Origin of the sequence: endosymbiont of Riftia pachyptila (vent Ph05), assembly GCF_000224455.1 — a bacterium.
Classification (GTDB): domain Bacteria; phylum Pseudomonadota; class Gammaproteobacteria; order Chromatiales; family Chromatiaceae; genus Endoriftia; species Endoriftia persephonae.
Genome location: NZ_AFOC01000002.1, coordinates 14,359 through 37,156, shown reverse-complemented (window position 1 = coordinate 37,156; position 22,798 = coordinate 14,359). Strand labels below are relative to the sequence as shown.

Below are 22,798 nucleotides of genomic sequence, written 5' to 3'. Positions count from 1 at the left end.
GACTCTGGCGCTTGCCCCCTTCAGGATAGAGCCCTTTACGGAGGCGGCAGGCGATTAAATCAGTGTTTTCTGGGCAAGGTAATGCTTGGGCCTTGTCAGAGCGTCAGGCACTCCGAAACTGCGGCTGTATCTGGTTGTGCCAGAAACGGCACCTCACCGACACAAGGGGCAGGCATCAGCGCCTTGAGACTCTGCAGATTTTCTTGCTGGATGAGCATGTCCGGGTCTACATGGTTGGCCACCCAGCCCACCAACTCCACCCCGGTGGCGAGAATCGCCTCGGCACTCAGCAACGCATGGTTGATGCAGCCCAGGCGCAGCCCGACCACCAGGATCACCGGCAGCTGCAGCGCTTGGGGCAAATCAGAAACCGACAGACCAGCCGCCAGTGGCACACGCCAGCCCCCCACCCCCTCGACCACCGTGCAATCACCCTGCGCTGCCAGCCATTGATAGGCCTGGAGGATCGTCTCGAGCCTGATCGACACGCCCGCCTGCTGCGCCGCCAGATGGGGTGCGATCGGTGGCTCAAAGGCATAGGGATTGACCCGCTCATAGGGGACCGCGGTACTGGATTCGGCACGAATCCGGCTGGCATCCTCGTTGCGTAAGCCTGCGGCGGTTGGCACAGCACCCGATGCCACCGGCTTCATCCCCAGCGTGCGGTAGCCGCTATCTTTCATCTGCCGCATCAAGCCGAGGGTGATTTCAGTCTTGCCGCACCCGGTATCGGTGCCGGTGACAAAGAAGCCCCGCCGCATCATCGCAGGCCTTGTCGAAACATATCCAAAGAAATACTGGTGACCCCATCTTCTGTGCGTTGTTTCGGAGCCCAGGCTGAACCGTAGACCACCTCATAGGTGGCGGGCAGTCGCCCATCCCGGCGAAACGCCTCATAGGCCTGGTACATCGCCTGCAGGCGCCCCTTACCGGTCAGCCCCTTGTGACGCCCCCGGGTCACATTGTGCGCGCCGAGGGTCTTGAGATCCCGCATCAGCCCCGGCACCGCCTCATAGGTGAGGGTAACTCGCTCCACATCCACCACCGGGTCAGCAAAACCGGCGGACACTAGCGCATCGCCCACCTGGTGCATCTCGGGGAAGGGGCTGACGTGGGGCATGCCATCCACCTGGGCCCAGCTATGGCGCAGCTCATGCAGGGTGTCGGGGCCAAAGGTGGAGAACATCAGCAGGCCATCGGGACACAGTACCCGCAGCAACTCGCGGAAGGTGGCATTGAGATCGTTGCACCACTGCAGCGCGGCGTTGGAATAGATCAGATCGACACTGGCATCCGCCAGCGGCAGCTGTTCCGCATCACCGCAGAGACAATGCGGCTTTCGAAACAGTGGTCCGCGCCGGCGTGCCTGCTGCAACATCGGCAGGGCAAAATCGAGCGCGATCACCTGCGCCTTACGGTAGCGGGCCGCCAGCTTCGCCGTCGCCTCGCCAGTACCGGCACCAACATCGAGGATTACCGCCGGCTGATGGCGGATGTAGTCGAGCCGTTCGAGCATGCGCTGCGCAGTCTCCCGCTGCAGAACCGCCACCTCATCGTAGCGCGCCGCGGCACGGGCAAACGAGCGTCTCGCCTGATTCTTGTCTATCATCGGGGTCTCCGCAAACACCTTCACCGGGCCGCCTTCAACAGCGCTTGCAACAGGCCCAGGGTCGCATCGGGATGGGAGAGAAATGGCGCATGGGCCGCGCCTGGAATCACCCCGACAGCGGCACCAGGCTGCAACTCAGCCAGCCCCTGCGCCGCAGCCTCGGGCACCAGGGTGTCGCGCTCGCCAAACAGCCAACCGTTCGGCACCTCCAGCGCGGCCAGCTCTGCACGCAGATCGACCGACTTGAGCAGCGCCAGACCCGCCTGCAGCGCCTCAGGATGAGGATCGGGCAACTCAGCCAGCCGGCTGCGCAGCAGACGCAGCTGCTCCCGTGACGCTTCACTGCCGCGCACCTGCAGGGCGAGAAAACGCTCCAGGGTCTTGCGGTGGTCACGCTGCAGGTTGGCGATGAACTGATCGAGGGTGCGAGGCTCCATCGCACAGGGCCACGCCTCAGCGGCGGCAAAGCGCGGCGTGGCAGCGATCCCAAGCAACGAAACAACCCGCTCCGGCGCATCCAACGCCGCCCTCAGCGCCAGCTGACCACCCAACGACCAACCACACCAGATGGCCCGCAGCGGGGCCACCGCCAACACCGCATCAACCCAATCGGCCAGCGCACTGCGGCCACCCCAAGGGCTCTGCCCATGACCCGGCAAATCAACCAAGCTGACCCGGTAGCTGACGGCCAGGCGCTCGGCGAATCCAGACCAGACCGCGCGGTTCATCCCCCAGCCGTGCAACAGCAGCAGATCGGGACCACTGCCCAGCTGTTCGACGTGCAGCCGCATCACAAACCCTCCGGACGCAACTGCGCCAGTGCATCCAGCAGCCGGTCGAGCTGCTCATCGGTGTGCGCAGCGGAGAGGGTCACGCGCAGCCGCGCGCTGCCCTCGGGCACGGTGGGCGGGCGGATCGCGCTGAGCAGAATCCCTGCTGTTTCTAGCTGCCGGCTCCAGGCTAGGGCAGTGGCTGCCGCGCCGGCGACGATCGGCTGGATCGGTGTCTGCGACGCCATCAACGGCAGACCCAACTGCTGCGCCCCTTGGCGAAAGCGGGCGATCAGTTCAGCCAACCGCTGGCGTCGCCAAGGCTCACTCTGCACGATCCGCAGCGCGGCGCGGGTCGCCTCGGCCAGCGCCGGCGGGGAGGCGGTAGTGTAGACGTAAGGACGGGCCTGCTGGATCAGGGTCTCGATCAGGCTCTCACTACCGGCGACAAAGGCGCCAAAGCTGCCCAGGCCCTTGCCCAGGGTGCCCATCAGGATCGGCACCTCTGCCGCGTCCAGGCCGAATTGTTCCAGGCTGCCGCCGCCATGTTCACCCAGCACACCGAGACCGTGGGCATCATCCACCATCAGCCAGGCATCGTGCGCCTTTGCCAGTCGGGCCAGCGCCCCCAGAGGCGCCAGATCACCGTCCATGCTGAACACCCCATCGGTGGCGATCAGTCTGCGTCCGCTCTGAGTATCCGCCAGCAGCCGTTCCAGCACGGCCAGATCGGCATGGGGATAGCGCCTGAGCCTAGCCCGGCTCAGTAGGCCGCCATCGATCAGCGAGGCGTGGTTGAGGCGATCCTGGAAGATCGTGTCGCCACGATCGGTGAGGGCGGCGAGCACCCCCAGGTTGGCCATGTAACCGGTGGAGAAGAGCAGTGCCCGCTCACGTCCGGTGAACTCGGCCAGCTCCTCCTCCAGGGCATGGTGGGCAGCGCTGTGGCCACTGATCAGGTGCGCCGCGCCACTGCCGGCACCCCAGCGGTCGATACCGGCGTGCATCGCCGCCTTCAGCTCCGGATGATTGGCCAGTCCCAGATAGTCGTTGGAACAGAACGCCAGCATCGACCGGCCATCCAGCTGCAGTTCAGGCTGCTGTGGGCTCTGCAGCAGACGGCGGCTGCGATAGAGGCCATCGCGACGACGCTGCTGGAGCCGCTTGTCGAGGCTCTTCTCGGTCATCCGTTCATAACCCGGCACCGATTCGCGCTGCGAGTAGCGCTCCTACCACTGCCATCACCTATGCCGACTTGCGGCACGGACCCCTTGGCCGCCTTCACCATGCTCTCTACGCTCGCCTCCATCGTGAGGCCGAGGCGGTTGAACAGCTGCCGGTCGGCATCCGTCTCAGGATTATCGGTGGTCAGCAGGCGCTCACCATAGAAGATCGAATTGGCGCCAGCCAGGAAACAGAGCGCCTGGGCCTCATCGCTCATCTCAGCGCGTCCGGCGGAGAGGCGCACGTAGGATTCGGGCATTAGCAGGCGCGCCACCGCGATGGTGCGGATGAACTCCAGATGATCGATGCCCTCGGCGTCGTAGAGCGGAGTGCCCTCCACCGGCACCAGCATGTTGATCGGCACCGATTCGGGATGGCGTGGCAGGTTCGCCAGCTCCTGCAGCATGCGCGCCCGGTCACGACGCGACTCACCCATGCCGAGGATGCCGCCGGAGCAGACGTTGATGCCGGCATTGCGCACATGGGCTAGGGTATCGAGGCGGTCCTCAAAGGTGCGAGTGGTGATCACCTCGCCGTAGAACTCGGGGGAGGTATCAAGATTGTGGTTGTAGTAGTCGAGTCCCGCCTCGCTCAGCCGCTGGGCCTGGGCCTCGCTCAACATGCCGAGGGTGATGCAGGTCTCCATGCCCATCCCGTGCACCGCCTCGACCATCTCGATCACCCGCTCCAGATTCTTGTCGGTGGGATTGCGCCAGGCCGCCCCCATGCAGAAGCGGCTGGCGCCTTTCGCCTTGGCCGCCGAGGCGGCCTCAATCACCTCCCCCACCGGCAACAGCCGCTCGGGCTCCACATCGGTATTGTATTTGGCGCTCTGGGAGCAGTAGCCACAATCCTCGGAGCAGGCGCCGGTCTTGATGCTGAGCAGGCTGCTGACCTGCACCTGATTCGGGTCGAAGTGGGCCCGGTGCAGGGTCTGAGCGCGGAACAGCAGGTCGTTGAAGGGGAGATCCAGCAGCGCTTCGATCTCCTCGATGCGCCAGTCATGACGTAGAATGGTGTCGTTCATATCAGCCTGCCCAGGGAAAATGGATTCAAACCCCGGCATGTTAAAGATCACAGCCCACCTGTCAACCAAGAATGGACGCCATGGTTTACAATTGGATAGATCTCATACAAGAGGCCTTCTTCCCCTCCCGCTGCCTGCTCTGTGGCGGGAAGGCCCGGCATGGACGGGATCTATGCGACGCCTGTGATTCTGCACTTTTCCGCAACCTCAGCCCCTGCCGCCGCTGCGCCCTGCCTCTCCCCCCTGGCACCCCGGCAGGATCGATCTGTGGCCACTGCATCAGCAAGCCGCCACCCTTCGAGCACTGCTACGCACCGCTGATCTACGACAATGCCCTCTCCCATCTGATAACCGGCCTGAAGTTCCACAATAAACTGCAGCATGCACAACTGTTTGCCTGGCTACTGTGCCGTTATCTGTGCGAACAGCAGGCAGCGATGCCAGATTTGCTGCTACCGNTGCCGCTGCATCCCGATCGCCAGCGCCAACGCGGTTATAACCAGGCGCTGGAGATCGCCCGCCCCATCGCTCGGCGGTTTGGGCTGAAGCTGGCCAGCCATCAGGTAGAGCGACTGCGTGACACCCACGCCCAAGCCGACCTGGACAAAAAGAAGCGCCAACAGAACATGCGCGGCGCATTTCGCGTCAGCGGCGGGATCGAAATGCAGCACATCGCCCTGCTCGATGATGTGGTTACCACCGGCAGCACCGTGTCGGAACTTGCCCGCACTCTGCAACGCGCCGGTGCCGAGCGGGTTGATGTCTGGGCCATCGCCCGCACACCCTAGGCCCTCTAGTGCTTGAAAGTTGGCACACCTTTGGGGACACTGCCGACCATGAGCCTGCTAATAATTATCAGTTGCCTGATCGCCGAGCGTTTTCTGCTACAGCAGCAAGAGTTGCGCGACCCACATTGGTTTGCCCGCTACAGCAGCTGGTATCAGGAGCAGGAGTTATCATCCAAGCTCACCCAGGGCTTTGGCGGTGTCATCGGCCTGCTGCTACCACCTCTACTGCTGGTGGCGCTACTGCAGGCACTGCTCGATGGCATGTTGTTTGACCTGCCCAGCCTGCTGTTTGCCGGCGCACTGCTGCTGTTCTGCTTTGGTCCACAGGATTTGGACCAGCAGGCCAGCCGCTTTGTCGAAGCCCGCGAGCGGGGCAACGAGGACCAGGCGCGGGTAATCGCCCGCCAGCTCATCGGCGACGAACCGCCGACCCAGGAGCCGGCCTACTCCCAGGCAGTAACCGAAGGCATCCTCAGCCAAGCCAACAGCCGACTGTTCGCTGTGATCTTCTGGTTCCTGCTGCTTGGCCCGCTGGGCGCCATACTCTACCGTGTTGCCAGCTTGCTGCCCTCCAGCCGCCTGGCCGATGAGAGCCTCGACTTCTACCACGCCAGCCGCGACCTGCTGGGCCTGCTCGACTGGCTGCCGGTACGCATCACCGCATTCTCCTACGCAATTGCCGGGAGCTTTGAGGATGCGCTATTCGCCTGGCGCAACTATTCCGAGAACAGCAGCGGTGGCCTGCTGGTGGCCACCGGCAGCGGCGCACTGCGCATGAACAACGTGTTAGAGCAGGCCGAGGTCTCAAGCAATGACGGCCTCTATCTGGTAGAAGCGGCAATGAGCCTGGTATGGCGCGCACTGATCAGCTGGATCCTGCTGCTGGCACTACTCACCCTCGCCGGCTGGATCTAAGTCATGCCGGAGAAGACCACCCTAGACCTGCTGCGCCACGGCGAGCCCCGCGGTGGGCCNGCTACCGCGGCCAGATCGACGATCCGCTGAGCGAACGGGGCTGGCAACAGATGTGGCATGCTGCCTCCGGCGATACCCCCTGGCAACGCATCATCGCCTCACCGCTACGCCGCTGCAGCGAGTTTGCCCAGCAACTAAGCGAACGGCTGGCGATCCCCCTGGAATATGACGAGCGCCTGGTGGAGGTCGGCTTTGGCAGTTGGGAGGGCCACACCAGCAGCGAACTGCGCGCCCAATTAGCGGAGAAGATGAGGCACTTCTACCACGACCCGGTCTACCACCGGCCGGACGGCGCCGAACCCCTGGAGGGCTTCAGTAGGCGGGTCAATGCGGCCGTGACAGAGACCCTCGAACAGCACCCAGGCAAGCATCTGCTGATCGTCGCTCACGCCGGCGTAATCCGCGCCGTCATCGCCCGCACCCTACGCGCACCGCTGTTCGCAATGTACCGGATGTCGATCCCCACCGCCTCGATCAGCCGCATCCAGATTACGGCGGAGCGGCCGCCTACGGTGATGTTTCAAGGGCGACGCAAGCTCTGATCTTCAGCGGCATGCTGACGCACATACTCAAACATCACCACCGAGGCGGCCACCGCCACGTTGAGGCTCTCCACCTGACCGAACTGGGGGATCGAGAGGCAGCCGATATCCGGGTACTCCTCAGGCTCGAAGCTGTGGCCAAACTCCTCGTGGCCGAGTACAAAGGCGCACTTTTGCGGCAGCGGGGTGTCGATCAGTGAATCACCACAGCCTGCGTCGAGGGTAATCAACTGATAGCCTCGTCGCTTCAGCTCGGCATGGCTCTCCTCAAACCGCTCAAAAAAGCGTGCCGGCACCTTTTTGAAAGAGCCCTTGGCCGGCGAGGGGTCGAAGGGGCCGATATTCACCAGATGGATCTCATGGGCGCCAAACGCCTCGGCGCTGCGGAAGATCTTCGCCACATTGAAACCCGCCTTCATATGATCGAGCACGATGATGAAGTCGTGCGGACCTGGCTGGGCCAGCAGGTTGCGGTTCTTCTGCTTGATGTAGCGGGCGAGCGCCTGATCGCGTGATTCGCGCCGTTCCCGTTTGCTTTTTCGCTGACGTAACATGGCTCGCCATGATACGTTCTGCCCGGATGTTCGCAAACAACAAAGCCGCCCCGGCCTGTTCCGAGTGACCACAAACATGCCCAGCTACCAGACACTCTTCACCTATTTCAGCCTGAGCTGGGCACTAATCGCCATCGCCCTGCTGCTGATCGCCTGGCGGGCCGTCAGAGCGGGCAAAATCAGACTGCACCGCAACCTGATGATGACGGTCACTGCCGGTGCCTGGCTGTTTGTCGCACTCTATCTGCTGCGCTACCGCTATCCCGAGCTAAAGGTCGAGGTGCCGCCGGAGTATGTCGGCTGGATCGCCTTCCATGGCAGCGTTGCGCTGCTGCCGCTGATCGGCGCTGCTCTGCTGATCGCCGCACGCCTGCTGGCAGGGCCAGATAGCCACTTCAATCGACACCACCGGCGCTATGGCCGGCTGCTAATCCCGCTCTGGCTGTTCACCCACCTAGGCGGCCTGGTTAACATCTACCTCTTCTATCCCACGTCTTAACGATTATCATTGCCAGCTCGATTTCACAGAGAATAACCTTTCAAAATTTCCGAGAGAGGAGCCAAAGATGCCCACATACGACTACTTCTGCGAGACCAACAGCCGCACCGTCGAGGTGAGCCACAAGATGAGTGAACTGCTCAGCACCTGGGGCGAACTCTGCGATAAGGCCAGCATCGAACCCGGCGACACCCCGCTGGATGCGCCGGTGAAGAAGCTGCTGAGCGGCCCAGCAGTGATCAGTGGGGCCAGCCGCAACGAGGCACCGCCCTGCGCCAGCGGTGGCTGCTGCCCCGGCGGCAGCTGCGGGTTGGAGTGATAGGGATGGAGTCGATGCCGGTCAGCCGAATCCGGGTCTGGAGCCGCTGGCTGCGTCTCAGCCACTGGACCATGGCGTTGGCGGTGTTCGGCCTACTCGCCTCTGGCTGGCTGATCGGTCATGCCCCGACGTTGCGCAGCGAGGCGGGTGAGTTCCATTCGATCTTCGCTGCACTATTGATCCCGGCACTGCTGGTACGGATCTATCTGCTCATCCTTGGCCAAGGCAGCGATCACATCTCCGACTGCGAACCTAACCGGCACCGCCTGCAGCAGGCCGGGCAGCTGCTGCTCTTCTATTTCAGCCTGGGGCGCTTGCCGCTGCCCAAGTGGTACGCGCACAACCCACTGTGGGGGCCGATCTATCTGGCACTCTTCTTCTTTTTGGCGCTGGCGGCACTCAGCGGCCTAGCCTGCAGCGGGAGATCGCCTTCTGGGGCGGGATCAGTCTCCAGCACCTACACCAGCTCAGCTATCTGCTGATCGGCTGGTTTGCCCTGCTGCATATCCCTGCGGTATTCAGCCATGACGCCGCCGGCGAGGGTTCCGACATCTCCGGCATGGTCAGCGGCTTCCGCACCTTTCATGTCGAGCGCCCCGAGCAGAAGGCAGCTGGCAGCACCCAGAGCGTCTCGCTGGAGACACTGCGCCGCTCCCTCCGAAAATAGCCATCAACCTCAGGGGGTCAGTTCCACCACGCCGCTGACACTCACCTGCACCTGCTGGGTGCCGGCCTGCAGTGGCGGCGCGCTAACCGCATCAGCCGCCATATCCATCGCCATCATGCGCATCTGCCTCGGCTGGGGGATATTGCCACCACTGTTGATATTGAGTTCCACCAGCCGGTAACCCGGACGCTGCCACGCCTTGGCAACCAGCGCAGCACGTGCACGGAAATCGGTCAGCGCCTGTTCGATCAGCTCATCCTGGGCCACCTTGCGGGCCGCAGATGAGACCTGATAGCTGATCGACTCCACCGCCAACTGCTTCTGCAGAGTGCCGATCAGAGCGCTCAGCTTGGTGCTATCGTTGCTCTCCAGTCGCAGCGACTGGCGCACCCGCCAGCCGGTGAGCACCTGCTTCCGGTAGATCGGATTGGTACGGTAGTCGAGAGTCTGACTCTTTACCCCATCGGCCAGCTTCGCCTGGCCGATCGCCCAGCCCATCTTGCGATTCACCTCGTTGGCCAGGGCAGCAGTGTTGGTGCCTTCGGTCTGCACATAGAGCACCGCCACCAGGGTATCGTTGGAGACCTGCTGCTCAGCACTAACCTCCAGCCGGACCCGGTCGTAGAGGGTGGCATCCTCATCGGCCTGAAGTGCCGGAACCGCAGCCAGCAATAGCAGGCCAGCCAGCCCATTGAGCAGAATCTTGTTGCGCATCGTCACCTTCCTTCAGTTGTGAAAAAAAACTATGCACCAAATCCTATTCCTCGGCTGGAAAAATCTGTAGGAGCGTCCGCTTGCGGCGCGAATCAATCAGTGCAAAGGGTGTTCGCGGCGCAAGCGGACGCTCCTACAGGCTCTGGTGTCCTGAAACAGGAGCATAGAGAGAGGCGCGAGGTTCGTCCAACCGGAGTCGCTCGGGCGTTAGAAGGCAGCGGCTCAGTTTGAGCGTTTCGACGCCAGAAACAGCGAGTCGAAGATCAGCACCACCACCCCGACAGTGATCGCGGAGTCGGCAATATTGAAGGCGGGCCAGTACCACTGCTGGTAGTGGAGATGGATAAAGTCGATCACCTGACCGTAGAAGATTCGGTCGACCACATTACCGATCGCACCGCCGATCACCAGCGACAGGGCCACCGCAACCCAGCGTTCACCTCTGCCCAGGCGCCGCACCCAGAATACCAGATAGCTGGTCACCGCCAGCGCCAGGCCGATAAAAAACCAACGCTGCCAGCCCCCCTGATCGCTGAGAAAACTGAACGCCGCGCCCTTGTTGTACATCAGGGTGAGATCGAAAAACGGCAGCAGATAGACCGGCTGATGCAAGTTGAGAAAGGCCTCAGCCAGCTGTTTGCTCAACTGATCGAAAATGATTACAACCAATGCGAGCCAGAGCCAGCGCTGCATCCTCTCCCTCCCCATTCAGGCAAAGCGGCGAGCTTCGCCTTCGCCCACGACATTCTCCACGCAGCGGCCACAGAGCTCCGGGTGTTCGCTGTTGGCGCCAACATCCTCGCGGTGGTGCCAGCAGCGGGGGCACTTGCCGTAAGCCGAGGCAGTGACACGAACCGCCAGCCCCTCCAACTCGCTGGAGGCAGCATCATCGGGCAGATCGGCCATCGCATGCACCCTGGCGTCGGAGGTGATCAGCACGAAGCGCAGCTCGTCGCCCAGCTTGTCGAGCGCGACCTTTAGCTGATCGTCACAGTAGAGGTCGATCTCCGCATCTAGGGAGGCGTTACCATCGGCGCGGAACGGTTCCAGCGCCTTGCCCACCGCGTTGCGCGCCGCGATCACCTGGCCCCAGAAGGCGCGGTCAAAACTGTCACCGGCATCCAGCGCAAACAGCCCCTCGTACCAGCCCTCCAGGAACACACTCTCGCCGCGCTCGCCGGGCATGTGCGCCCAGACCTCGTCGGCGGTGAAGCTGAGGATCGGCGCCAGCCAGCGCACCATCGCCTCAACGATGTGATACATGGCGGTCTGGCAGGAGCGGCGCGGCAGGCTATCTGCCTGAGTGGTGTACTGGCGATCCTTGATCACGTCGAGATAGAAACCGCCCAGCTCGGTGACACAAAAGTTGAGTATCTTCTGGTAGATCAGGTGAAACTGGTAGCCTTTGTAGGCATCAGCGATCTCCTGCTGCAGCTGCAGGGTGCGGTCCACCGCCCAGCGGTCGAGCTCGATCATCTCGCCCGCAGCGACCATATGCTGTGCCGGGTCGAAGCCGTTGAGGTTGGAGAGCAGAAATCGCGTAGTGTTGCGGATGCGCCGGTAGGCGTCGGCGGTGCGCTTGAGGATCTCGTCGGAGACGCTCATCTCGTTGCGATAGTCGGTGGCCGCCACCCACAGGCGGATGATGTCGGCACCAAGGTTTTTGGTCACCTTCTGCGGTGCCATCACGTTGCCCTTCGACTTGGACATCTTCTCGCCCTTCTCGTCGACGGTAAAACCGTGGGTCAGCACCTGTTTAAAGGGGGCGCAACCGTTCATCGCCACCGAGGTCAGCAGGGAGGACTGGAACCAGCCGCGGTGCTGATCTGAGCCCTCCAGATAAAGGTCGGCGGGGTAGCTCAAATAGTCGCGGGCCTGCAGCACGCACTGGTGGGTCACGCCGGAGTCGAACCAGACATCCAGCGAGTCGGTGACCTTGGTGTAGTCACCGGCCTGATCGCCCAGCAGCTCTTTGGCGTCGAGCTCGAACCAGGCCTCGAAGCCACGCTCTTCGACCCGCTTGGCGACCTCTTTCACCAATTCGGCAGAGTCGGGGTGGAGCTCGTTTGTCTCCTTGTGGATGAACAGGGTGATCGGCACGCCCCAGGTGCGCTGGCGCGAGATGCACCAGTCGGGACGGTTCTCCACCATGCCCTGAATGCGTGCCTTGCCCCAGTCGGGCAGCCACTCGACCTGCTCGATCTCGCGCATCGCCGATGCGCGCAGCCCGGCCTGGTCCATGCTGATGAACCACTGCGGAGTGGCCCTGAAGATGATCGGTGTCTTGTGACGCCAGCAGTGCGGATAGCTGTGGTTGAGCCGCTCCTCGCGCACCAGTGCGCCGCGCGCCTTGAGGACCTCGATTACCTTCTCGTTGGCGGAGAAGACGTGCTGCCCGGCGAACAGTTCGGTGCCTTCGACAAAACAACCGTTGTTGCCCACCGGATTGTCCACCGGCAGCCCGTAGCGCTGACCCACCACATAGTCGTCGAGGCCGTGGCCGGGGGCGGTATGCACCGCGCCGGTACCCGCCTCGAGGGTAACGTGCTCGCCGAGGATCACCGGCACCTGGCGATCATAGAAGGGGTGCTGCAGTTTCAGCCCTTCGAAGGCCTCGCCCTTGGCATAGCCGAGCACATGATATTTTTCGATGCCGTAGCGGTCCATCACATCCTTCAGCATGGCATCGGCGATCACCATGCGCTCGTTGCCGAGCGGTCCATCGCACTGCACCACCGCGTACTCCAGGCTCGGGTTAAGAGCCACCGCCTGGTTGGCGGGCAGAGTCCAGGGGGTGGTGGTCCAAATCACCATGTTGATCGGCCCCTCGCCCAAACCGTCTGGCACATGGTGGCAGCGATCGAACAGGGCCGGCTCTTCAAGCACGCGGAAGCGCACGTCGATGGCGAAGGAATCCTTGTTCTGATACTCCACCTCTGCCTCGGCCAGCGCCGAGCCGCAATCGGTGCACCAGTGCACCGGCTTGGAGCCCTTGTGTACGTGCCCCTGCTCGACGATGCGGCCCAGTGAGCGCACGATATCCGCCTCGAATCGGTGATCCATGGTGAGGTAGGGGTTGTCCCACTCGCCGAGCACGCCAAGCCGTTTGAAGTCCTCGCGCTGGCCATCCACCTGTTTGGCGGCGTATTCGCGGCACGCCTTGCGGAACTGGCTGCTGGTCACCTTGCCGCCGGGCTTGCCGATCTTCTTCTCCACCTGCAGCTCGATGGGCAAGCCGTGGCAGTCCCAACCGGGCACGTAGGGAGCATCGAAGCCGTCCAGGGTGCGGCTCTTGACGATGATGTCCTTAAGGATCTTGTTGACCGCATGGCCGATGTGGATATTGCCGTTGGCGTAGGGGGGGCCATCGTGGAGGATGAATTTGGGCCGGCCAGCTGCGGTCTCACGGATCTTTGCGTAGAGCTTCTTCTCTTCCCACTGCTTGAGCATCTGCGGCTCACGCTGGGCCAGATTGCCGCGCATGGGAAAGGCGGTTTTGGGGAGATTGAGAGTCTGCTTGTAGTCGATCACGGAGGGATGCCTGCCCGATAATAAACAAAAGAGCCGTATTGAACCGCAAACGCGGCCGGGGCGTAAAGCCCTGATCTATAGCAGGTGGACTAGCAGCCGCCCGCGAACCGGCTCAGGCCGGCTGCGACTGGGGGACATTGAGCCACTCTCTGCCTAGCCGCGCATCCTCCAGAATCTGCGCCCGCAGCTCCTCAAAGGAGCCGAACTTCTTCTCGTCGCGCAGCTTGTGCACAAACTCCACCTGCAGATGCTCACCGTAGACGACACGGTTGAAATCGAACAGATGGACTTCCAACAGATAGCGGGGGTCGCCACACACCGTCGGACGAGTACCGATATTGGCGACACCGGGCAGCACACCCTCAGCCAGGCCATGCACCCGCACTGCGAACACCCCACGCAACGGGCTAACGTGGCGGTGCAGGTCGACATTCATGGTGGGAAAACCGATGGTGCGGCCGCGCTTGTCACCGTGCGCCACCCGGCCGCAGATGCGGTAGGGTCGACCCAGGCAGGCAGCAGCGCGATCCAGATCACCGCGGCTGAGCAGCTCGCGGATACGGGTACTGCTGACCCGGTCGGCATCCAGCTTAAAGGTGTTCATATTCTCTACCTCGAAACCGTGCTCGCTGCCCATCGCCTGCAGCAGGTGGAAATCCCCCGCGCGACCAAGGCCGAAGCGGAAGTCATCGCCCACTGAGAGAAAACGCACACCAAGCCCCTGGATCAGCAGCTCGATGACAAACTCCCGCGCCGGCATGACGGAGAATTTGCGGTTGAACTCGAGAATCACCACCCGCTCGATGCCGGCCTCATACATCGCCTGCAGTTTTTCACGCAGTCGGGTGAGGCGCGCCGGGGCGGCACCCGGGGTGAAAAACTCCCGCGGCTGGGGCTCGAAGGTGATCACTGTAGCCGGCAGACCAAACTCTGCCCCCTTCTCCCGCAGGTGGCGCAACACCGACTGATGCCCGAGATGGACCCCATCAAAGTTGCCAATGGTTGCCACACAGCCGTGATGGTGTGCCCGGATGTTGTGTAAGCCACGAATTACCTGCATGAAAACCGCTCCCCATTGCGAGCAGTAATTATAGGCATTGCGTGGAATTTGGGAATCCTTGGGAACGCCGTTCGCGGCACAAACGGCGTCCCTATCGAAAAATCAGCTCCACTCCCGAAACGAAGCCAGCCTATTTTGCATAGCGATCGTGATTGAACACCATGTCACCGCCCGGGGCGCCGGTGTGGCAAGCGATACAGCCCTTCGGCATACCCTTGGCGACACGCCCTGCCAGCGACATCCCCTTAGGGTTCTTCAGCACGCTGCCGTTAGGAGCATACTTGACCCAGAACCAGTCTTTGTTGTCCGGATCGTAGCCGGTGCGCTTGAACATCACGGTGACCGCCTTGAGGAACTTGTTCGGTTCGTTGGCCACCGCCTGCTTGCTGACCCCCGTGCCGCCGTAGTTACGTTTGATGATCACCACCCCCTCATCAGAACCGACCCGGGCGGTAGCATCGATAGTGTCGAGGATCGCGCCATGGGGGTGCATGCCGGTGTAGGGGGTCGACATGATCGCACCCTCCCCCACCAGACCAGAGGCACTCAAGTTGTGCCAGAGCTTACCGGCGTAGTCGACATCATCCTTACCGCCAAACGGTGCGGCTGAGAGCGCCGAGGCAAACAGCAGCGAAGAGAGGGCCAGTGCAACGGTTTTCTTATTCATCATGATCAGATCTCCTGGTCGTTGTTGTCGCCAGATTGGCGTGGAATTAATACTGCCCTCGGCAAGGCCCGAGAACGCATAAAGAACAGTGTGTGTTGGGGATAGACGAGGGGGGCGGCCACCGGTTCACCTATCAGGCGAGTACGACTAATCAGCCGGCCGTCACCAGTGTCGATTTCAAATAAATGTCCCGCATCACCGACAACCAGCAGACGTTCACCATGCAGCGCTGCCGGCAGGGTAAGGCGTTCGCCGAGGGATCGCTGCCACAATGACTCACCAGTTGCCGCATCAAGTGCATCGATCCGACCATCCAACCCGCTCAGCAGGATCCGCTCCCCGCTCACCAGCAGGCCAGACTTCAGACTGGCGAAGCGCCGCGTCCAACGCAGCTCTCCCTGGGCGGAGTAGACCTTCACCTCGCCGGCGAAGGTAGTGACAACAACAGAGCCGGAGTCGAGCGCTCGCGGACTATAGATCAGCTCCTGTCCGAGCGGGCGCTGCCAGCGCAGCTCACCACTGCGGCGATCCACCGCCCAGAGCAGACCTTCGCTGCCGCCGGTAATCAGCAATTCACCGAACACAGCAGGCGGGTAGACCCATCCATCGAAGCGGCGCTGCCACAAGCGCTCACCATCCACCAGCCGCAGCGCCACCAGTGTGCCGTCTTCCCCGGACAGGTAGGCGACCCCCTCATCCAGGCTGGGTGAAAACAGGGTTGTCTCGCTCCGCCAACGCCAGCGGGTCTTGCCGCTGGCAAGATCGAGTGCCTGCAGGCCCTGCCCCCCGCTCAACAGCACCAGGCCATCGGCAACCACTGGCTCCAGGGTCTGCTCACCCTGCAGCACCGACCAGCGCAGTCGCAGGGTTACCGGATCGTAAACCGCCAGGCCCTGATCGGAGACCAGCAGATGCTCGTTCAAAAGCAGGGGGTTTTCCGCATATTCCACAGCGGCAGCGGGGTGTGTGGTCAGTAGAAGCACCACACCGATCAGATAAGTCTTGTACATATCCCTGCACCCCGCCTGGCATGAGTTGAGGGCACCATCGCACCCCATTCAAAACTCAATACGCAGCAGAGCAGGCGACGGATTCAAGAAAGGGAAAAGATTTAGTCACTATTCAGCAGTTCCATGAAAAGGGGGGGCTGAATAGTTATAAAAAAACGGAAGTAGAGTCGGTGCTCTTTCGCGTCGGTTATTCCATCCGGGGGATGGTGATGAGGGCAACAGTGCCGGTTCGGAAGGCAGGCTGTAGGTTAACCTCCCAACCGTTAGCGTCGGCCAGCTGGCGCACGATGGCCAGTCCCAAGCCGCTGCCTCCTGTGGTGGTACTACGGGATTTTTCCAGACGATAGAACGGGCGAAAAACGGACTCCCGCTGATCTGCCGGGATACCCGGCCCCTGATCCTGAATCCTGATTGTGAGCAGGCTATCGTCACATTCCAATTCGACCTTGACCGGTTTTGCATCACCGTAACGGATAGCATTCTCCAGCAGATTGGTGACGACGCGACGCAGCGCCAGTGGATTCAGTTTTCTCATGCAGGATCGGTTGCCCACCCATTCGATCTCTTTACCACCTGAACGTGCAGCCTGGATGATGTCGTCCAATACGTTGGTGATATCCGTCTGCACCTGCTCCTGCTTTTCAAGTTCCAGGCTGATCTGCATAGTTTCACTGATCAACCGGTTTATCGTGGCGAGATCCCGTTTGATTCCCGCCATCAGTTCCGCGTCACCACCTTCATCAGGCAGCATCTCCAAGGCCAGTTGCACCTGAGTGAGCGGAGTGCGGAGATCGTGGGAGATTCCGGCCAGCAGCAGTGTCCTGTTGGCCAGCAACTCTTTCACCTGCTGGCTCATTCGATTGAATGTCTGCGTCAGAACCTGCAACTCCTCCGGCCCTTCTTCCCTTACCGGTTCCGGCCAGCTGCCTTTTCCGATCATCCGTGCCGAGCGGGAGACGCGTTCGAGGGGGATGGTGAGCCGTCGCGCCAGGAGCGCTGCGGTAAAAAAGGTCAGCACCGTGCCGGCGCAGAACAGAAGCAACAATGCCAATGGCGGTTGAATCCCGATACGTGAGCGGAGAAATCCCAGACGCAGCTTTTGGCTATAGCCCGGTATCTCGGCCCAGATCCACTCATTGCCTTTGGCATCACGGCTTGTCTTGAGGCGCACTTCATCGCCAACGCGCCGGGCAAGCGCCTGCCTGAGAAAATAGAAATAGGGTAAGAAATCGGTGTTGTCGGGAAGGGGGGTATCTGTGAACCACCAGGGTCAGGTCATGATTTTGTTTCAGAATCTTGCGGAACGCCGGGCGTTCCTGCTCCGGCAGCCTTTCCCAGCGCTGCATGGCGTGCACCATCACCGCCGCCAAGTCGTCGGTGGCACGTTTTCCCAAGGGGACCAACACGTAGAAGGCCAATACACTCAGAGTCAGCAGCTGAAATCCGACAGAGACCAACGCAATGGTGGCCAAGGTTCTACCAAACAGGCTGTGAAATCGAAACAGCCCCATCACTCGCCGTTGCGTGAGAACAGGTAGCCGGCACCCCAAACCGTGCGCAAATAGATAGGTTCAGAGGGATTGGGTTCGATCTTCCGCCGTAGCCGGTTAACGCAGACGTCGATGCTTCTGTCGAGGTGGGAGCGCTCGTAACCCTTGGTGATCTCCATCAGCATATCCCGACTGAGCACCCGACCTGAATGTTCTAGGAAGACCCGTAACAGGGTAAATTCACCATGGGTCAGGGGAATCTCATTCCCCTCCCGGGTGAGGCGGTATTTTTCCACGTCGAGGGCAAAGGGGCCAAATTCAAGAACGGCCTTTTCTGCCGCCTCCATGGGCTGATCTGCGTGTTTCATGCGGCGCAGGACAGCGCGAATCCGAGCCAGCAACTCTCGCGGATTGAAGGGTTTGGCAAGATAGTCGTCCGCACCGACCTCGAGGCCGATGATTCTGTCCATCTCCTCGCCCCGAGCCGAGATGATAATGATGGGTTGATTGCCCTGGCTGCGCAGATTACGGGCCAGCGACAAGCCATCCTCTCCCGGCAGCATCAGATCAAGGATGATCAAATCGACGTGGTGCGTTTTGAGGTGGCGGGTCATCGCGGCCCCGTCTTCCACCGCAGCCACCTGATACCCCTCATTGGTCAGATATCGCTGCAACAGTGATCGGAGTTCAGCTTCGTCATCCACGACGAGAAGGCGATGACTGGCTTCTTTATTGGCCATGCCGCGAGTATCTAGCCGATGAAATGTTTCTGAAACAACTCGTTACAACCTGTTACCGAACGGTTAACGCCGCGGAAAATAACCCCAGCATACTGCGTTTGTTGCTCCGATGTGGCACTGCCAGCAACACCGAGCATAACTGAAATTCAGACACCATTGGGGGAAGAAAACATGCGACCTGCTCGTAACGAGAATAATACATTTCAAATCCACTCACTGCGTCGGAGATTGGGGCTTCTTGGGGTCGCCATCTCGATGTTGTTGTGCGCCGGAGTGGCGGTTGCCGACAAGCAACAGACGAAGGCAGCCGACATGAAACAGCTCCAGCAGATGATGAAAAAACAGATTGGACTGATGAAGCCAGAGTTGCAGAAGCGGGTCAAGGCGCTCTCACCAAAAACCAAAAAGATGCTCCTTTCTATCTATGCCCAGCACTCCCGGCATAGCGACAAAGTCACGCTGCGCCAGGTGATGCACGAAGTACTTTCCGACTACCAGAGCATGGCGGCCGGCATCATGACCGACAACGCAGAGCAAGCGACCGATAGCGCCAGGCGTCTTGCCAATCACCGTATTCCCAGGGGTGGCCTACTTCCTTACATGAGTCTGGAGATGATCAACGATGACAGCCTGGCGGCCCTCGATGGTTTCAATGCCAGCGTGGAAGGCACCGCAAAGCGCCTTGCTGATGCGGCCGAGCAGGGGGACATGGGGAAGGCCGCCTCTTACATGGATGACATTACTGGGGGCTGCGTGGGTTGTCACGCCATGTTTCGCGGCATCCCGGGCCAGTCAGACCTGTTGCGCTGATATCAATCATAAGTAGAAAACAGAATATCCGGAGGAGTCCACAATGTTGATAAAGAGAAGAAAAAACACCCTGGCAATTGTGCTACTTGGCAGCCTGCCGATGGCTGCGAACGCGACCAATGGGGATCAGGTACTGGGCGTAACCGCGACTCAGTGGGGCATGGGTGGCGCCGTGGTTGCAGCGCCGCAGGATACCGGCACCGTACTCACCAATCCGGCGGGAATTGCCGAACTCGGCATCGAAGAGGTCAGGTTCGATCTGAGCCCAGGGTTTCTCAATCCTCCCAGAGAGGTCAATGGCAACGAGAGTGATTCCAACCTCTTCTTCATGCCGTCTGGAACCGCTGCGTTCAAAGTCAACGATCGGCTTTATTTTGGCCTGGGCATGGCGGCCATCTCGGGGTTTGGCGTTGACTTCCCGGATGCCTTTCCATTGCCCAACGATCAGCAGTTCGTGACCACCAAGGGCTTTTTTAAGTTGGCGCCGACGGTTGCGTACAAGGTCAGCGACAAGCTCTCTCTCGGTGCCTCCATCAATATTGGCTACCAGAGTCTAGCCCTGAGCAATCCCTCATTTACCTTCTCGCAAAATCAGAAATTTGGTTTTGGAGTGTCATTGGGGGCGGTCTACCACATCAATGACAAGATGCAGCTTGGCGCGTCCTGGATAAGCAAAACGAACGTAAGTGAACACGAATTCAATACCGCCGCCGGCAAGTTTGAACTCGACATGGATATGCCCCAGTCCTTTGCGCTGGGCTTTGCCCTCCGCCCCCTCGATGGCATGCTGATCGAACTGGATGCCAAATGGATCAACTTCAGCGACACCATGGGATCGGTGAATATCAGTCACCCTGCCGGTTACACCCCGGGAGATTTTGGATTGACAGTGCCAACGGCACTGAACTTCGGGTGGGATGACCAACTGGTTCTAGCCCTGGGTGTGCAGAAAGAGATAAACCCGAAGACAACAGTGCGGTTTGGCGTCAACTATGCGGAGGCACCCTTTGATGAAGAGGATGTGGACAACAATCTCGGCTCCGTGGCGATTCCGGAACTGCACATCTCTCTGGGTATGACACGCAAACTCAGCGACCGCATCTCCGGTTCGCTCTCCTATACCTACGCCTTTGAAAATGAGTTGACGTCCAATACCGGCTCCGGCAATACCATATCCATCCAGCAGAACATCGTCTACCTGCAGTTGAGCTACGCGCTTTGATCCGATTCCATACTAATGAGGAGTACATGATGACTATTGATAGAATTGTCCGCCTGATGGCGGGAATGATGATCCTGCTGAGTCTGGCCCTGACTCACTATATCCATCCCTACTGGGCATTTTTGACACTTTTTGTCGGGGCCAACCTGATGCAGAGCGGTTTCACCAATATCTGTCCGCTCTCCAGCATCCTGAAAAAGCTGGGGGTGCCAGAAGAAACACCCTGTTCAAGCTGATAACCTGAAACCGAAATTCGGAGCGCCCTACGGGGCGCCCCGAATCGATGAGAGACAACCATTCTTTAACAGAGCGGCAAGCAGAAGCGGCAGGCGGCTCTTGATCGTAAAGTAAATCTGGGGCTACCCCCAAAAGGAGAGATTCACCCATGTGTAAGACTTGCTGGACCATTACTGCTCTGCTGTTAGTTGCGATACTGGGCATGGCCTACAAATTCATCATCCAGGGTAGTGTCGAACAGGCCAGCGACGGGCGATTGAGCCTGCAGCTAGAAACTGCCGAAAGGGATCTGGTACTGGGGGAGATGCGCGCTTTCCTGGTGGCCGTGCAACAGATCAATGAAGGCATCGTCCAGGATGACATGAAAAAGGTTGCCGATGCTGCACGCAAAGTGGGGCGCGCAGCGCAGGAGGCAGTACCAGGTTCTTTGATGGGAAAACTGCCCCTCGAGTTCAAGAAACTCGGATTCGATACGCATACCAAATTCGATTCTCTGGCCTTGGATGCTGAGCAGTTCGGTGACAAAGAACAGACCCTGGGCGCACTGGTCGAACTGATGCAAAACTGCATCGCCTGTCATGCGGGTTACCGCATCGATGTGGTTTCCGACTAGCGTCTGTCCAGAAACGGCGATATAAAATCGCAAATCGTTTTTAAGATTCTAGGCACCCCCAGGCCTGTGGTGTGGGGGCTCCTAGAGCGAGCGGAAGTGGTGCAGTCGAATACCGGAGATGTAGAGCACGACGAAGTAGAGCCCCCCCCCGCTAGCGATAAAGAAGGTGAGATGAACGATCCGGGTCCAAGTGCCTTGGCCGAGCCAAAGGTCGAGACTGCCGACCCCCCACAGCAGCAGCGCACCCATGGCGAAGGCTGCTATCGAGGCGCGCAGCCAGATCCCGGGCCAGCCGGGACGGGGCGTATAGATGCTCTGCCCCCGCAGTCCACGGTAGAGCAGCCAGGCATTCAGCGAAGAGGATATCGTGGTCGCCAGCGCCAGCCCGGCGTGATCCAGCGGAAACACCAGCAGCAGATTGAAGAGCATATTCGCCGCCATCGCTAAGATCCCGATCCGCACCGGGGTGCGGGTATCCTGGCGGGCATAGAAACCCGGCGCAAGAATCTTGATCAGCATGATCGCCATCAACCCAGGTGCGTAGGCCATCAGGCTGTAGCTCGACATCAGCACATCCTGCTTGGTGAAAGCTGCCGAGTGAAATAGGGTGGCAAGGGTCGGCCCGGCCAGCACAAACAACCCGACAGCCGCCGGCATCCCCAACAGCACCGTCACCCGCAGCGCCCAATCGAGGGTGTCGGAAAACTCCTGCTGAGACTTCTCCGCGTGCTTGCGTGACAGATTCGGCAGAATCACAGTGCCCAGCGCGACGCCGAGGATACCCACCGGAAACTCCATCAGACGGTCGGAGTAGTAGAGCCAGGAGATGCTGCCACTGACCAGAAACGAGGCAATCAAGGTATCCAGCAGCAGGTTGAGCTGGCTCACCGAGACCCCAAACAGCGCCGGTACCATCAGCTTCATCACCCGGATCACGCCGCGATCGTGGAATGCCACTCTTGGCCGCGGGATCATCCGGATCTGGTAGAGAAAGGGCAGCTGGAACATGAACTGCACACCGCCAGCCAGCAGCACCGCCCAAGCCAGCGCGACAATCGGCTGATCCATCATCGGCGATAGCCAGAGCGCACATCCAATCAGCGAGAGATTCAGCAACACCGGAGTGAAGGCAGGCGCACCAAAACGGTGATGGGCATTCAGCACTCCACCGGCGAAGGCGGTCAAGGAGATAAAAAAGAGATAGGGGAAGGTGAGATGCAGCATCTCCACCGCCAGTTCGTACTTGCCATCACCGTCACTGAGAAAACCGGGGGCAAAGATCATCACCAGCAGCGGTGCGGCCACCACACCAAGCAGGGTAGTTAGCAGCAGCACCACGCCAAGGGTGCCGGCCATCATATCGACAAACGCCTTCAGCTCCTGCTCCGAGCGCTGGCTTCGATACTCCGTCAGGACCGGTACAAAGGCGAGCGAAAACGCACCTTCGGCAAACAGACGGCGCAGAAAGTTGGGTATCTTGAACGCGACAAAGAAAGCATCGGTGGTCGCATCCGCACCAAACATGCGAGCCAGCACCAGATCCCGGACAAACCCCAGTATCCGGGAGATCATAGTGTTACTGCCTACCGTGGCAAAAGGTTTGAGAAACGAAGCCAGAACCCCATCCTTTGTTTGGTGGTAACTATCTCAGTGCGCCCCCATTCAGGGCACACACACCGAATAGCCACGCTTATTTTTAATATTCAAAGTGGACTAAGGATTATATGTGC

At 60.4% G+C, this 22,798-nt stretch carries 27 protein-coding genes; 10 read left to right on the top strand and 17 right to left on the bottom strand.

Going from position 1 to position 22,798, the window contains the following annotated elements; all coding sequences use genetic code 11:
* Positions 1 to 95: 95 nt before the first annotated feature.
* Genes bioD through bioB form a run of 5 tightly spaced genes read right to left on the bottom strand, consistent with a single transcriptional unit; the run spans position 96 to position 4,630 of the window.
* Positions 96 to 761, bottom strand: a complete 666-nt coding sequence (gene bioD, locus RIFP1SYM_RS00615) for a dethiobiotin synthase (protein WP_006473564.1) — start codon at positions 759 to 761, stop codon at positions 96 to 98.
* On the bottom strand, positions 761 to 1,609 hold the full coding sequence (bioC, locus tag RIFP1SYM_RS00610; protein ID WP_006473563.1) for a malonyl-ACP O-methyltransferase BioC: 849 nt from the start codon (positions 1,607 to 1,609) through the stop codon (positions 761 to 763). The genes bioD and bioC overlap by 1 nt, the downstream gene beginning before the upstream one ends.
* Positions 1,610 to 1,629: 20 nt before the next feature.
* Complete coding sequence (bioH, locus tag RIFP1SYM_RS00605; protein WP_006473562.1) at positions 1,630 to 2,400, bottom strand: pimeloyl-ACP methyl ester esterase BioH; 771 nt, start codon at positions 2,398 to 2,400, stop codon at positions 1,630 to 1,632.
* A complete protein-coding gene (bioF, locus tag RIFP1SYM_RS00600; RefSeq protein ID WP_039959443.1) occupies positions 2,400 to 3,566 on the bottom strand; it encodes an 8-amino-7-oxononanoate synthase in 1,167 nt (388 codons plus the stop codon). Before bioF ends, bioH begins: the two co-directional genes overlap by 1 nt.
* A complete protein-coding gene (bioB, locus tag RIFP1SYM_RS00595; RefSeq protein WP_081417675.1) occupies positions 3,563 to 4,630 on the bottom strand; it encodes a biotin synthase BioB in 1,068 nt (355 codons plus the stop codon). The genes bioF and bioB overlap by 4 nt, the downstream gene beginning before the upstream one ends.
* A 71-nt stretch (positions 4,631 to 4,701) precedes the next feature.
* Here bioB and RIFP1SYM_RS00590 point away from each other — a divergent pair, with 71 nt between their 5' ends.
* The 3 genes from RIFP1SYM_RS00590 (at position 4,702) to RIFP1SYM_RS00580 (ending at position 6,935) form a co-directional block, all read left to right on the top strand.
* Entirely contained in the window at positions 4,702 to 5,418 is a 717-nt protein-coding gene (locus RIFP1SYM_RS00590; protein WP_005958568.1) for a ComF family protein, read from the top strand.
* Between the two features lie 48 nt (positions 5,419 to 5,466).
* Positions 5,467 to 6,333: a regulatory signaling modulator protein AmpE gene (ampE, locus tag RIFP1SYM_RS00585; protein ID WP_006473557.1), complete on the top strand. Its 867-nt coding sequence runs from the start codon at positions 5,467 to 5,469 to the stop codon at positions 6,331 to 6,333.
* A gap of 110 nt (positions 6,334 to 6,443) precedes the next feature.
* Positions 6,444 to 6,935 carry a histidine phosphatase family protein gene (locus RIFP1SYM_RS00580; RefSeq protein WP_240991976.1) on the top strand — a complete coding sequence of 164 codons (492 nt, stop codon included), beginning with the start codon at positions 6,444 to 6,446 and terminating at the stop codon, positions 6,933 to 6,935.
* Here RIFP1SYM_RS00580 and RIFP1SYM_RS00575 read toward each other — a convergent pair.
* Positions 6,914 to 7,489, bottom strand: a complete 576-nt coding sequence (locus RIFP1SYM_RS00575; protein ID WP_039959441.1) for a TrmH family RNA methyltransferase — start codon at positions 7,487 to 7,489, stop codon at positions 6,914 to 6,916. The genes RIFP1SYM_RS00580 and RIFP1SYM_RS00575 overlap by 22 nt on opposite strands.
* Positions 7,490 to 7,565: 76 nt before the next feature.
* Here RIFP1SYM_RS00575 and RIFP1SYM_RS00570 point away from each other — a divergent pair, with 76 nt between their 5' ends.
* The 3 genes from RIFP1SYM_RS00570 to RIFP1SYM_RS00560 all read left to right on the top strand — a co-directional run bounded on the left by RIFP1SYM_RS00570 (position 7,566) and on the right by RIFP1SYM_RS00560 (position 8,789).
* Positions 7,566 to 7,988, top strand: coding sequence for a DUF420 domain-containing protein (locus RIFP1SYM_RS00570; RefSeq protein ID WP_139042019.1), 423 nt, complete (start codon positions 7,566 to 7,568; stop codon positions 7,986 to 7,988).
* A 67-nt stretch (positions 7,989 to 8,055) separates the two neighbouring features.
* Complete coding sequence (locus RIFP1SYM_RS00565; protein ID WP_005958563.1) at positions 8,056 to 8,307, top strand: FmdB family zinc ribbon protein; 252 nt, start codon at positions 8,056 to 8,058, stop codon at positions 8,305 to 8,307.
* Positions 8,308 to 8,321: 14 nt separating this feature from the next.
* Positions 8,322 to 8,789 carry a cytochrome b/b6 domain-containing protein gene (locus RIFP1SYM_RS00560; RefSeq protein WP_240991975.1) on the top strand — a complete coding sequence of 156 codons (468 nt, stop codon included), beginning with the start codon at positions 8,322 to 8,324 and terminating at the stop codon, positions 8,787 to 8,789.
* Here RIFP1SYM_RS00560 and RIFP1SYM_RS18515 read toward each other — a convergent pair.
* From RIFP1SYM_RS18515 to RIFP1SYM_RS00515, 10 genes are all read right to left on the bottom strand, one after another.
* The gene (locus RIFP1SYM_RS18515; protein ID WP_276123606.1) at positions 8,765 to 8,893 is read right to left on the bottom strand and encodes a hypothetical protein; all 129 of its coding nucleotides are present in this window, start codon (positions 8,891 to 8,893) and stop codon (positions 8,765 to 8,767) included. The two genes, RIFP1SYM_RS00560 and RIFP1SYM_RS18515, sit on opposite strands and share 25 nt — an antisense overlap.
* 90 nt (positions 8,894 to 8,983) lie before the next feature.
* Positions 8,984 to 9,688, bottom strand: a complete 705-nt coding sequence (locus RIFP1SYM_RS00555) for an SIMPL domain-containing protein (RefSeq protein ID WP_006473552.1) — start codon at positions 9,686 to 9,688, stop codon at positions 8,984 to 8,986.
* 222 nt (positions 9,689 to 9,910) lie between these two features.
* On the bottom strand, positions 9,911 to 10,381 hold the full coding sequence (gene lspA / locus RIFP1SYM_RS00550; RefSeq protein ID WP_010083740.1) for a signal peptidase II: 471 nt from the start codon (positions 10,379 to 10,381) through the stop codon (positions 9,911 to 9,913).
* A 15-nt stretch (positions 10,382 to 10,396) separates the two neighbouring features.
* Entirely contained in the window at positions 10,397 to 13,219 is a 2,823-nt protein-coding gene (gene ileS, locus RIFP1SYM_RS00545; protein WP_005958558.1) for an isoleucine--tRNA ligase, read from the bottom strand.
* A gap of 112 nt (positions 13,220 to 13,331) precedes the next feature.
* Positions 13,332 to 14,279 (bottom strand): bifunctional riboflavin kinase/FAD synthetase, encoded by a 948-nt coding sequence (gene ribF, locus RIFP1SYM_RS00540; protein WP_005958557.1) that lies wholly within the window; start codon positions 14,277 to 14,279, stop codon positions 13,332 to 13,334.
* 130 nt (positions 14,280 to 14,409) lie between these two features.
* Positions 14,410 to 14,949 carry a cytochrome P460 family protein gene (locus RIFP1SYM_RS00535; RefSeq protein WP_005958556.1) on the bottom strand — a complete coding sequence of 180 codons (540 nt, stop codon included), beginning with the start codon at positions 14,947 to 14,949 and terminating at the stop codon, positions 14,410 to 14,412.
* Between the two features lie 2 nt (positions 14,950 to 14,951).
* The gene (locus RIFP1SYM_RS00530; RefSeq protein ID WP_006473547.1) at positions 14,952 to 15,956 is read right to left on the bottom strand and encodes an outer membrane protein assembly factor BamB family protein; all 1,005 of its coding nucleotides are present in this window, start codon (positions 15,954 to 15,956) and stop codon (positions 14,952 to 14,954) included.
* Positions 15,957 to 16,143: 187 nt separating this feature from the next.
* Positions 16,144 to 17,127: an ATP-binding protein gene (locus tag RIFP1SYM_RS00525; protein ID WP_005958554.1), complete on the bottom strand. Its 984-nt coding sequence runs from the start codon at positions 17,125 to 17,127 to the stop codon at positions 16,144 to 16,146.
* 1 nt (position 17,128) lies between these two features.
* Positions 17,129 to 17,467 carry a hypothetical protein gene (locus RIFP1SYM_RS00520; RefSeq protein WP_039959435.1) on the bottom strand — a complete coding sequence of 113 codons (339 nt, stop codon included), beginning with the start codon at positions 17,465 to 17,467 and terminating at the stop codon, positions 17,129 to 17,131.
* Positions 17,467 to 18,186, bottom strand: a complete 720-nt coding sequence (locus RIFP1SYM_RS00515) for a response regulator (protein WP_005958552.1) — start codon at positions 18,184 to 18,186, stop codon at positions 17,467 to 17,469. Before RIFP1SYM_RS00515 ends, RIFP1SYM_RS00520 begins: the two co-directional genes overlap by 1 nt.
* A gap of 171 nt (positions 18,187 to 18,357) precedes the next feature.
* Here RIFP1SYM_RS00515 and RIFP1SYM_RS00510 point away from each other — a divergent pair, with 171 nt between their 5' ends.
* The 4 genes from RIFP1SYM_RS00510 to RIFP1SYM_RS00495 all read left to right on the top strand — a co-directional run bounded on the left by RIFP1SYM_RS00510 (position 18,358) and on the right by RIFP1SYM_RS00495 (position 21,068).
* The gene (locus tag RIFP1SYM_RS00510) at positions 18,358 to 18,996 is read left to right on the top strand and encodes a hypothetical protein (RefSeq protein ID WP_139042018.1); all 639 of its coding nucleotides are present in this window, start codon (positions 18,358 to 18,360) and stop codon (positions 18,994 to 18,996) included.
* A 43-nt stretch (positions 18,997 to 19,039) separates the two neighbouring features.
* Positions 19,040 to 20,218: an OmpP1/FadL family transporter gene (locus RIFP1SYM_RS00505; protein WP_005958550.1), complete on the top strand. Its 1,179-nt coding sequence runs from the start codon at positions 19,040 to 19,042 to the stop codon at positions 20,216 to 20,218.
* Between the two features lie 29 nt (positions 20,219 to 20,247).
* Positions 20,248 to 20,454: a YgaP family membrane protein gene (locus RIFP1SYM_RS00500; RefSeq protein WP_006473542.1), complete on the top strand. Its 207-nt coding sequence runs from the start codon at positions 20,248 to 20,250 to the stop codon at positions 20,452 to 20,454.
* A gap of 149 nt (positions 20,455 to 20,603) precedes the next feature.
* Positions 20,604 to 21,068, top strand: a complete 465-nt coding sequence (locus RIFP1SYM_RS00495; protein WP_005958548.1) for a hypothetical protein — start codon at positions 20,604 to 20,606, stop codon at positions 21,066 to 21,068.
* Positions 21,069 to 21,149: 81 nt separating this feature from the next.
* Here RIFP1SYM_RS00495 and murJ read toward each other — a convergent pair whose 3' ends face one another.
* The gene (gene murJ, locus RIFP1SYM_RS00490; protein ID WP_081417673.1) at positions 21,150 to 22,685 is read right to left on the bottom strand and encodes a murein biosynthesis integral membrane protein MurJ; all 1,536 of its coding nucleotides are present in this window, start codon (positions 22,683 to 22,685) and stop codon (positions 21,150 to 21,152) included.
* Positions 22,686 to 22,798: the final 113 nt, after the last annotated feature.